This is a genomic window from Streptomyces sp. NPDC054841 (assembly GCF_053611045.1).
The window spans coordinates 1-9525 of the sequence record NZ_JBSGZO010000337.1 but is presented as its reverse complement, the minus strand read 5'-3'; the positions used below and the strand labels follow the sequence as shown (position 1 = coordinate 9525).

Here is a 9525-nt window from a genome sequence, read left to right as displayed (position 1 = left end):
CTCCAAACTGGAGGGGCCGGGCTGCGTGCGTCGGGAACCGTGCGCGGGATGTTAGATGGCTGGCGCGCGCAGGAGGCGCTCCTGGGTGGCCTCGGGCAGCACCCGGCGCAGGACCGGCGCGGTCGAGCTGAGGGAGGCGGCGAAAGCTGCCACGAGGTCGTGCGGGACGCTGGCCCCGAAGGAGGCTGCCCACAGGCAGGGTGCGCCGAGCGCGGGCTCGGCCCATGCCTGCCATCCGGCCGGCCCCGCCTCGTCGGCCTCGGTGGTCAGGGCGCGCGGGTCGGCGTCCTGGATGAGGGGCGGTACCTCTCCGAGGCTGATGTGCGAGGTGAACGTCGGGTCCGTGGCTGCCGCGTGGGGCTGGTCGATGTCGCGGAGCCAGCCGTGGGCGGCGACGGCGTCGAGGACCAGCTCGAGGCCGGCGAGCGGCACGGCGGGCTGGTCGCGGGCGTCGAGCGCGACGAGGAAGTCGGCCACAGCCTCGCCGGGGACGTCGGTGGTGAAGTAGACCGACCACGACGCGAGCGGGCTGCTCGTGTCCGCTCGGGCGGAGATCTGCCAGGCGATCGGCAGGTCTCCCAGGTGGAACGGCTCGTCCGCCAGGCTCCACTGCGCCCATCGGAGGGTGTCGGGGCTGATGTGCAGGACGGTGCTCCGCAGGACCTGACGGTCCTCCGGTGCCTCGTCCGGCTCGTGCCGTCCGCGGACGATCGTCAGGCTCGTCCAGCCGAGGCCGGACAGCGTGTCGGCGATGGCGTCGTAGAGGCGCCCATCGTCACCGGCCAGATGCCGGGGACCGACCCAGAACGCGGGCTGTTCGCCGCTCGGGGTGGACGGGTCGAGCGGGAAGTCGGGGTACAGGGGCGCCTCCAAGGGCTCGGTTCGGGTCTAGTTGCCGCCGGCACGGCGGCGGGGGCGGCGCGGAGGTGCCTGGACGGGGCCCTGCCAGGTCAGGGCGACGGCGACCTCGGGCGGCAGATGGCCGAGTTGTGCGTCCTCGTCCCGCCCTTCGGCGAGGTAGACGACGGTCCGGCCGGTTTCGTCCACCGACTGCACGACCTGCGCCAGGCGGTGTGCCATCGGAAAGAAGGGGTTCATGGCCTGGCGGACCGGAGCACTCCGGTCGCAGGCGGACAGCAGGTCGATGAGATCACCGACGGTCATCTCCGGGGACATCACGAACAGCCTCCTGGGGTGAGGGGAAACGGGGAGCGAAGGAGCGGGCCTGCGGCCGGCAGTTAGCCGGCCCGAGTGAGGGCTTCCGGTGGGCTCTGCACGGTCATACGCGACGCGATGTCTCCAGCGCGCGCGCCACGGCGGCGGCGACGATGTCGGCCGGCGTCTCGGTGTCGAACGACAGGTGATAGCCGGGCACCTTGGCCGTGCCGGTGACCGCGATCGTCCATCCCTCACCGTCGGTGCCGGGGCGACCGAGCGGGAACCAGCCGAGGTAGAAACGGCCGTCCTTCGAGCTGACGTGCACGTCCGTGCGGTCGTCCACGATCAGGTGGAAGTCCTCTGTGGAGAACTGGTCCATGACGAGCGTGGGTTGGCCGGGGCCGAGCTGCCACTCACGCAGCCGCAGGGCTTCGACGGTGGTGGAGAAACCGGGGCCCACGGGCGCTACGGTCACGGGCAATCACCTCTCTGACCTGGGGTTTCTTGCAAGGTCGTCTACGTTGACATGCCCTCGCACACCTTGGCCAGTCTTTCCGCGATCTTTCCTGTCTGCCCCCGGCGAACTGTGTCCTGTGACAGCGAAGCTTGAGTCCGTGCCATCGAAGTTTGCGCGGTTCCGTCAGCCCGTTCGTCAAGATCGGTCAGCTTCTGCCCGAGCCAGTTCGGCGTCGTACTGGGTGGCCTCGAAGTGAAAGTCGCGCGGCGGGGTCTCGTGGCGCGGAGCCTCCCAGTCCGTCCAGCACACGATGCCTCCCCTTCGTTGCACGACGGCGCTGAGGCCGCCGCAGCAGCCGGCCGTGCATTCGGGTTCACCGAAGAACAGGCGCCGGGCCTCGTCCGTAGCGCGCAAAGGGCTGGGGCGGTCGGCAGGCAGTGCGTCCTTGGCAAAAGGCCCGCGGCCTCCATCGCCGACGACACCGTTCACGGCGCCGTGCACGACGTCCTCCCCGTTGACCCAAAACCGCACCTGTGCAGCAAATCGCGGGCCTGGGGGAAGCACTCTGATCTCAAGCCGATCGAACATCGGGCCACCTTACGGTCAATCCACGTTGGCACGACTCAGCAGTCATCAGCCTTCGATGGCACGCGCTCAAGGTTCGCTGTCACGGGACAAACTGCTGTCCTTGGACAGCTGTGGGGTCACAAATCCAGCGTCACTTTCTCCGGCGCAGTCTCACGCCGATGTCATGTTCCAGGTCAGCGGCTCGCATCGAACATGTCCTGTCGCGTTGAACCTGTCGGGTTCCCACCCGTTCTCGTTTGTGCTGTCCGCTTCTCATCCGGGCACGTGCTGAGAGCCGATGCCTCGTCTCTCGTGGGACCTCAGCTCACTTCGCCGGAACCTGACGCATCGGAGACGTCGACGGTGTCAGGTCCGCGAACGAGGTCGGCCACGCGATGTCATCGATGGCGAGCCACGGCGCAGCGGCTACGGCGGTGGGTGTCACCCCGCTGAACGCTTTGACCTCGCGGTGGAGGTGGGCCTGGTCGACGTAGCCGCTTGTGGCCGCCACCTGGGCGGCGGCGTTACCCGCCGCGAGGAGATGGGCGGCGTGGTCGAAGCGCACCAGCCGGGCGGCGTGCTTGGGGGTGAGGCCGATCTGGGACCGGAAGCGGGACCACAGGCGCTTACGGCTCCATCCCACCTCGTTCGCCAGGCTGTCGACGCGCACCCGTCCCCGGCTGGTGAGCATCAGCCACCAGGCAGCGGCCACCTCTGGATCAAGCGACGGGCGGGCACTCATCCGTCGGCCAAGGGCATCCACTACGATCGTGAACCGCTCGTCCCACGACGCGGCGGCCCGCAGCCTTTCCTCGGCTCGCCCGGCGTCGCGGCCCCAGACATCCTCCAGGGAGACCACCGTCCCGCTGAGGTCGGTCGATGCGCCGAACACCGCAACCGCCAGGACCGGCGACAACCGGATCTGGAGGCACTCGATCCCGCCGGCCGCCCGGCCTCCGAGCCGAAGATCGCCCGGTACCAATCCAACGACCGTGCTGCCGCAATCGCGCCGGCCGTGGGCGTCGTAGACAAGGCTGTCTCCGTCGCTCAGGTCCACGAACAGAGTCACCGAGGGGTGCGCGACCATGGCGATATCCACGCGCGCCAGAGCACGTTGGCGGAACCCAGCCATGCTGACCCCCGGCAGCCGGCCCGGCTGCCGGGGCACGGCGACCTCCACCGACGCCCCGTCAGGTGGTGATTCGGTGGACCTCACAGCACCAGGGTAGGCGATGGGTGTCAGCGGCCCGTCGCTGCGAAGCGCAGCAGCAACTCGCCGGTCGCCTCCGGCGCTTCGAGCATGGGGAAGTGCCCGACGTCGGGCAGCTGCTCGACTCGCGCGTTCGGCACCGTGTCGTAGTGGTGCGCCGAAGACGGATCCCAGCGGGGGTCGGCAGCGCCGAAGATCACCAGAACCGGGACGTCGAGTGCGGTCAGGCGCGCGGGTACGCTCCTCTCGGCGATGTACGCGCCGTTTTGGCGCAGCACCGTCCTGAACGTGCGGTAGCCAATGCCCCGTACCTCGGCGACCAAGTCGTCCGGGACGTCCACCGGGCGGTTGCACACCGCGGTCACCCCCCGGCGGAGCATCGCGTCGGAACGGACTCTCCATAGAAGCGGGCCGAGCGGCGGGCCGATCAGGACCCGAAGGAAGACGGGCTGCGGAAGGAGCGCGTCGGGACTCGGGCCACTGCTGATCAGTGCGAGCGAACCCACCAGGTCCGGGCGCTGCTCGGCGAGCGCGGTGGCGATGTATCCGCCGCTGGAGTGCCCGGCCACGGTGACCGGACGAAGGCCGAGCTCATCGAGCGCCGCGGCCAGGCCGGCTGCCTGCTCAGGCACCTCGTACGACGGCGCGGGCGGGGACTGACCGTGGCCCGGGAGGTCGATCCGGATGACGTGATACCGGCTGGCCAGCGCCGGCACTACCGGGCCCCAGGAGCTGCCCGAGGCCCCCGATCCGTGGATGAGCACTATCGGCGGCGCCTCCCGCGGGCCGTCGTGGACCACGTGCATCCCGTGCACATGCTTACCGTCGTAGATACCCATACACGGGAGGATGCCTGGGCTGCCGGCCTTCGGTCTTGTACAAATGTCGTCACGGGGCCGACGATCGCCAGGACTTCCGTCTCCATGGCGAGCGGGACTTCCGCGAAAGCCAGACCGTTTGAGATCGACAGCCATCGGCAGTCTCGAACTACCTGGCATTCATACAGGTCGCCGAGTCCCCACGTGCCAGCTGCACCGCGACAGGACAGAACACGAGAGCTGAGGAAATGACACGGAAGCTGAGACAGCCGGCGGATGACGCGACGTGAGACGCCAGACGGAACCGCAGGTCACGGCGCCGCCGTATGACACGGAGCCTGAGAACCTACAGTCGCACCTGTAGGGTCCACGTCTTTATGCGCACTGTCGGTTGGGGACGCGCAGACGATGCACAAATCCGGGCGTCGATGCGCAATGGGCCTCGCGACACGATGGGATGGCTCTCATCGTCGGGGTGGACGAATAGTCGGGCACACCGCCATCCAGACAGCCGGGCGTTCTCAGCGGCGTATGCACTTGGCGGTAGCTAGAGTCGGCGTAGCCAGTGACTCACAAGGGGGATGCATGGAGATCGAGTTCGAGGTGAAGCGGTTGGCCAGCATCGCGCGGGACCGGCACGCCGAGGCCGAGGAGCGCGTGCAGCGGGCCGCCAAGGACGGCGAACCGTACACCCCGTTCATGCTGGAGCAGGTCGTCAGAACGCAGCTCTACTTCGCACTTTGGGAGCGCACCCGCCACTACGTCAGTGAAGGCACCGAAGCCCAGTTCGTCCTCGGTGACGATCGGCTTGCCGACACGGACAATCCGAGAGTCGCACTGCAGAGTCTCCTCGAACGGGTCCAGGAGCCGACTCCTTATCGGGGCGATGGGTTCCCGATGGACGAGGCATTCCACGTCCTGGAGAAGCACGAGTACAAGCTGTGGCGCGAAGCGTGCGTCGGCCTACTCGCCAAGGTTGGCGAGGAACAAGCTCCCGGGCCCACTGCCTGATCACTCTCACCTGGCGGAGAACGCTGAGTGCCCGACGTCGCTTCCATGCCATCCACTGGGAGCGAAGAATTGCCCCTGGCCTCCGCGACGAGACCTCCAGCCTCAACGTCGAGCCGACACGGCATCCTGGTCCGGAGGTGCTTGCGGCGGTGAGCCATCAGGAGGTCGCGGTCCTCCAGGATGCGCCGAGTTCCGCGAGCCGCCCCCGAAGTACGCTGCGCTGCTCCTCCAGGTCCTGCGAGGCGGGCGAGACGAGATAGATGTTGTCGCGGTACAGGCGGAACCCGATGCGCTCCCATCCCTGGGCGATCTTAGTGTTCACGCGGTCCCACTCGGATCGATCCCTCAGACGCTGGCTGCTGAAGTCAGTAATGCCGGGTGAGCAGGCGATGGCCCGGCAGCCGGGCATGAGCCGATGGATCGCCTCGATGCCGAGCACGGCCGCCAGGCCGTGGCCGCGCCACTGCGGATCCAAGGTCACCCGGTCCATGACGAGCAGCGCGGAGCCGATGTACTCCAGCAGCTCGCCGACCTCGCTGGTGAACGAACCCGTCTGCGGGTCAAGGAGGACCTGGGCGGTCTCGTACAGCTCGTCGGATTCCTCCTCCATGGCCCAGTAGGCATTCCGGCCGCGGTCGAGATGCACCCGGTAGAAAGTCATCGACCCGACGGCGACATCCTCCACCCTGCACGACCGGCAGTCCGCGGTGACGCAGTCGCTGCTCGGCGCCGGGCCCTGGCCGCCGTCATGCGTACGCCGCCGGTGCAGCACGGCCACGTCCCACCGCTCCAGGGTGTCCGCCTGCGGGGTGTCACAGAGTTCGTCGTCGTAGGAAATGCGCAGATGCAGCTCGGTGGGGTCTCCGGGCAGCGAGGAGGGCTCGATCACTCCGGAAGGCTAGCTGTGCCGCCACCGAGAGATCGGCGCCACTGCCACGGTCACGATCACCCCTGCGGATCGGGGGCGAGGGTAACGGCCAACCACGGCGCCGCCTCTTCGCGGTAACTATGTCCGACTGGGACCACTTCGGCGCCGCGGTCGAGGCTGAAGATCGTCACCATGATCATGTCCGAGCCGTCGGCAACGGAGGTGAGCTGGGTTCGGCAGCGCTGGCAGGAACCTCGGTGCAGCGTCGGCCAGGTGGAGAAGTACGTCGGCTCGCCTGCGGGGCCTGTCCACTTCAGGGCGTCCTTGCGGAATCCGACCCAGGCCATCGCCGGCGCCCCGGACAGGCACGTGCAGTGCTCGCACGAGCACAGTTCCCTGTCAAGTTCTTGTGTTCAGCTCGGCGGGCTGGCTGAGGGTTGGCTGGGCCAGCCCGGGCCGCGCTGGAACGGCAGCGGAAGGCTGGCTTCTTCTCCGCTGCGCCGGGTTGCAGCATCACGCTGACCCGGCAGGGGAATGCCGATAGTGTCCCGCTCTCGACGGGAACCAGTGCGGCATTCGGGGGCGCGGGATGCGGGGACGGACATTCGCGGTGGTGACGGTCTTTTTCTCCGTCATCAACCTGTTGCTGGCAGCCGCCGTGGCGATTGCAGCCAACGCGGCAACCAGCCAGGCCCGCTGGCCCGGAATCCTGGACGAACTGCGTCAGGACCCATGGCCCTGGGTTGGAGTTCTCCTCGGCATCTCCGTGGTCGCCATTATCTTCGTGACCTGGCTGCAGGTGCATCCACGTGCTGGTCAGGACGATCCACCGCCGCCTCCACCCGCGGCCGTGCCGGAGTGGTTCGTGGCGCGGTCAGAAACCCGGCAAGCCGTCAATGCGGTGGGACGCTGGCGTGTCCGGCCCGTGGGCATCACCACGGGCCTGTCCGGGGCTGGCGGGTTCGGCAAGACCACTCTCGCCACCGCGGTGTGCGCCCACTGGCGCGTGCGATGGCTCTATCGCCGTCGGATCTACATGGTCACCATCGGCCGTGACGTCAGGGGGCGAGCTGCCGTCGCAGCCAAAGTTGCCGAAGTCACCCGGTTCATCACCGGCGACACCGTGGAGTTCGACGATCCTGACCTGGCCGGCCAGCACTTGGGTGGTCTCCTTGATGAGCGCCCTCGTACGTTGCTCGTCCTGGATGACGTGTGGGAAGACGAGCAACTGGCCCCGTTTCGCCATATCGGCCGCCGCTGCGTGCGGTTGATCACGACGCGAAACCCGTCCCTTCTCCCGTCTGGCAGCCGCCGAATCCACGTCGACCAGATGGCACCACAACAAGCCCGGGCACTACTGACCTGGCGTCTTCCCTCCATCCCGGCGGATCTGCTCGACGACCTCCTCCAGGCCACCGGCCGGTGGGCGCTATTGCTGCGGCTCACCAACCGGCTGATCGCGGAGCAGACCTCAACCGGTGCCGACCCTGCAGATGCGGCCCGCACCGCACTGCGGCAACTGCGCACCCTCGGTCCCGCCATGGTGGATGATCAAGCTGCATCCTGGGGGCTCGACGATCCTCGAGAACGCAATCGAGCCGTCAAAGCCACGATTGAGGCAGCCACCCAGCTGCTGCCCCCGGGCGCAGCCGACCGTTTCACCGAGCTGGCGATCTTCGCCGAGGATGAAGCCATCCCTGTTGCGCTGGTCAGCATGCTGTGGCAGGCCACAGCCGGGCTCACCGAAACACAGACTCGTACCCTCTGCGCGACTCTGGAACGACTCTCCCTGATCGCCCTCTCCCCCGCCCAGGGCGGCCGGATCAGCGTCCACGACGTCATCCGCGATTACTTCCGCGCGAACCTCGGCGACGCCAACCTGAGCGTTCTCCACAGCGTGCTCATCGACAAGGCCGCCGCAACCTTGCCCGCCGCAGAACCCCTCGCGGCCACCACTCCGGCACCCAGCCGTGCCTGGTGGCAACTGCCCGACGGATACCTCGTGGATCACCTCATCGAGCACCTCCAGGCAGCTGGCCGGACCACGGAGGCTGAAGCCGCAGCCGGCGACATCCGCTGGGTGGAGGCCCGCATCACCCAACGGGGTCCCACCGCCCCGTTGAGCGACCTCGCACATATCGGCACCCCGCAAGCCCGCGCGCAGGCCCGAAGCCTCGCACGAGCCGCTCACCTCCTGACGCCGACGGAGCCCGAGCGCTCTCTCGTCGGCATCTTGTACAGCCGTCTACAGGACCAACCGGAGTGGCGCGAACAGGTAATCGCCCGCCAAACCGATCCCGCCCAGCAGCCTGTCCTCAGCAACCAATGGCCACTACCCGATGTCGACCCAGCCCTCCAACGAATCCTCACCGGCCACGACCAGTGGTCAGCACAGTCGGTGGCGATCTCCCCCGACGGCACCTGGCTCGCCACCAGCAGCTACAAGGAGGTGCGGATCTGGGACCGGGTCACGGGAAGGTGCACCGCCACCCTCACCGGCCACAGAGACTGGGTGAATTCGGTGGCGATCTCCCCCGACGGCACCTGGCTCGCCACCAGCGACCTGAGGAGGGTGCAGATCTGGGACCGGGCTACCGGTACCCGCACCGCCACCCTCACCGGCCACGACAGCGTGGTGCCCCAGGTCGCGATCTCCCCCGACGGCACCTGGCTCGCCACCATCTGTCACGACAAGAAGGTGCGGATCTGGGACCGGGTCACAGGAAGGACGGTGCGGATCTGGGACCGGGTCGGGAGAAGGTGCACCGCCACCCTCACCGGCCACACCGACTCCGTGCAGTCGGTGGCGATTTCCCCCGACGGCACCTGGCTCGCCACCGGCGGCAACGACAAAACGGTGCGGATCTGGAACCGGGAAACGGGAAGGACGGCAGGGATCTGGGACCGGGTCACGAGAAGGTGCACCGCCACCCTCACCGGCCACACCGACTCCGTGCAGTCGGTGGCGATCTCCCCCGACACCACCTGGCTCGCCACCGGCGGCAACGACAAAACGGTGCGGATCTGGAACCGTGCCACTGGAAGGTGCACCGCCACCCTCACCGGCCACACCGGCTCGGTGGCGTCGGTGGCGATCTCCCCCGACGGCACCTGGCTCGCCAGCACCGGCGACGACGGGACGGTGCGGATCTGGATCCCTGATGGTGTTGTGTCTTCAGACGCTAGGCGAGTCGGCAGCGTGTCCTCGATTGCGATTTCAGCTGATGGCGCCTGGCTCGCCACTGGCGGCGGCGACGGCAAGGTGCGGATCTGGGACCGGGTCACGGGAAGGTGCACCGCCACCCTCACCGGCCACAGGGGCTGGGTCAGCTCGGTGGTGATCTCCCCCGACGGCACCTGGCTCGCCACCAGCAGCTGGGAGGAGGTGCGGATCTGGGACCGGGTCACGGGAAGGTGCACCGCCACCATCACCGGC

10 protein-coding genes are annotated in these 9525 nt (G+C 68.2%); 2 read left to right on the top strand and 8 right to left on the bottom strand.

The genetic code is table 11. The features are described from left to right. Positions 1–51: 51 nt before the first annotated feature. The 6 genes from ACWGI8_RS32090 to ACWGI8_RS32065 all read right to left on the bottom strand — a co-directional run bounded on the left by ACWGI8_RS32090 (position 52) and on the right by ACWGI8_RS32065 (position 4231). Positions 52–873 (bottom strand): DUF317 domain-containing protein, encoded by an 822-nt coding sequence (locus ACWGI8_RS32090; protein ID WP_453666281.1) that lies wholly within the window; start codon positions 871–873, stop codon positions 52–54. Between the two features lie 15 nt (positions 874–888). After that, a complete protein-coding gene (locus ACWGI8_RS32085; protein WP_453666279.1) occupies positions 889–1179 on the bottom strand; it encodes a hypothetical protein in 291 nt (96 codons plus the stop codon). Positions 1180–1279: 100 nt separating this feature from the next. Continuing rightward, entirely contained in the window at positions 1280–1633 is a 354-nt protein-coding gene (locus tag ACWGI8_RS32080; protein WP_453666277.1) for a DUF317 domain-containing protein, read from the bottom strand. Positions 1634–1810: 177 nt separating this feature from the next. Continuing rightward, positions 1811–2203 (bottom strand): hypothetical protein, encoded by a 393-nt coding sequence (locus ACWGI8_RS32075; RefSeq protein WP_453666275.1) that lies wholly within the window; start codon positions 2201–2203, stop codon positions 1811–1813. A gap of 304 nt (positions 2204–2507) precedes the next feature. Continuing rightward, positions 2508–3398 carry a helix-turn-helix domain-containing protein gene (locus tag ACWGI8_RS32070; protein WP_453666273.1) on the bottom strand — a complete coding sequence of 297 codons (891 nt, stop codon included), beginning with the start codon at positions 3396–3398 and terminating at the stop codon, positions 2508–2510. A gap of 23 nt (positions 3399–3421) precedes the next feature. Further along, entirely contained in the window at positions 3422–4231 is an 810-nt protein-coding gene (locus ACWGI8_RS32065; RefSeq protein ID WP_453666272.1) for an alpha/beta fold hydrolase, read from the bottom strand. 564 nt (positions 4232–4795) lie between these two features. Here ACWGI8_RS32065 and ACWGI8_RS32060 point away from each other — a divergent pair. Further along, complete coding sequence (locus ACWGI8_RS32060) at positions 4796–5221, top strand: hypothetical protein (protein ID WP_453666270.1); 426 nt, start codon at positions 4796–4798, stop codon at positions 5219–5221. Between the two features lie 157 nt (positions 5222–5378). Here ACWGI8_RS32060 and ACWGI8_RS32055 read toward each other — a convergent pair whose 3' ends face one another. Further along, positions 5379–6110 carry a hypothetical protein gene (locus ACWGI8_RS32055; protein ID WP_453666268.1) on the bottom strand — a complete coding sequence of 244 codons (732 nt, stop codon included), beginning with the start codon at positions 6108–6110 and terminating at the stop codon, positions 5379–5381. A 56-nt stretch (positions 6111–6166) separates the two neighbouring features. Next, complete coding sequence (locus ACWGI8_RS32050) at positions 6167–6481, bottom strand: GFA family protein (protein ID WP_453666282.1); 315 nt, start codon at positions 6479–6481, stop codon at positions 6167–6169. A gap of 221 nt (positions 6482–6702) precedes the next feature. Here ACWGI8_RS32050 and ACWGI8_RS32045 point away from each other — a divergent pair. Then, positions 6703–9525: NB-ARC domain-containing protein (locus ACWGI8_RS32045; RefSeq protein WP_453666266.1), on the top strand; the 2823-nt coding region annotated here is incomplete at its 3' end.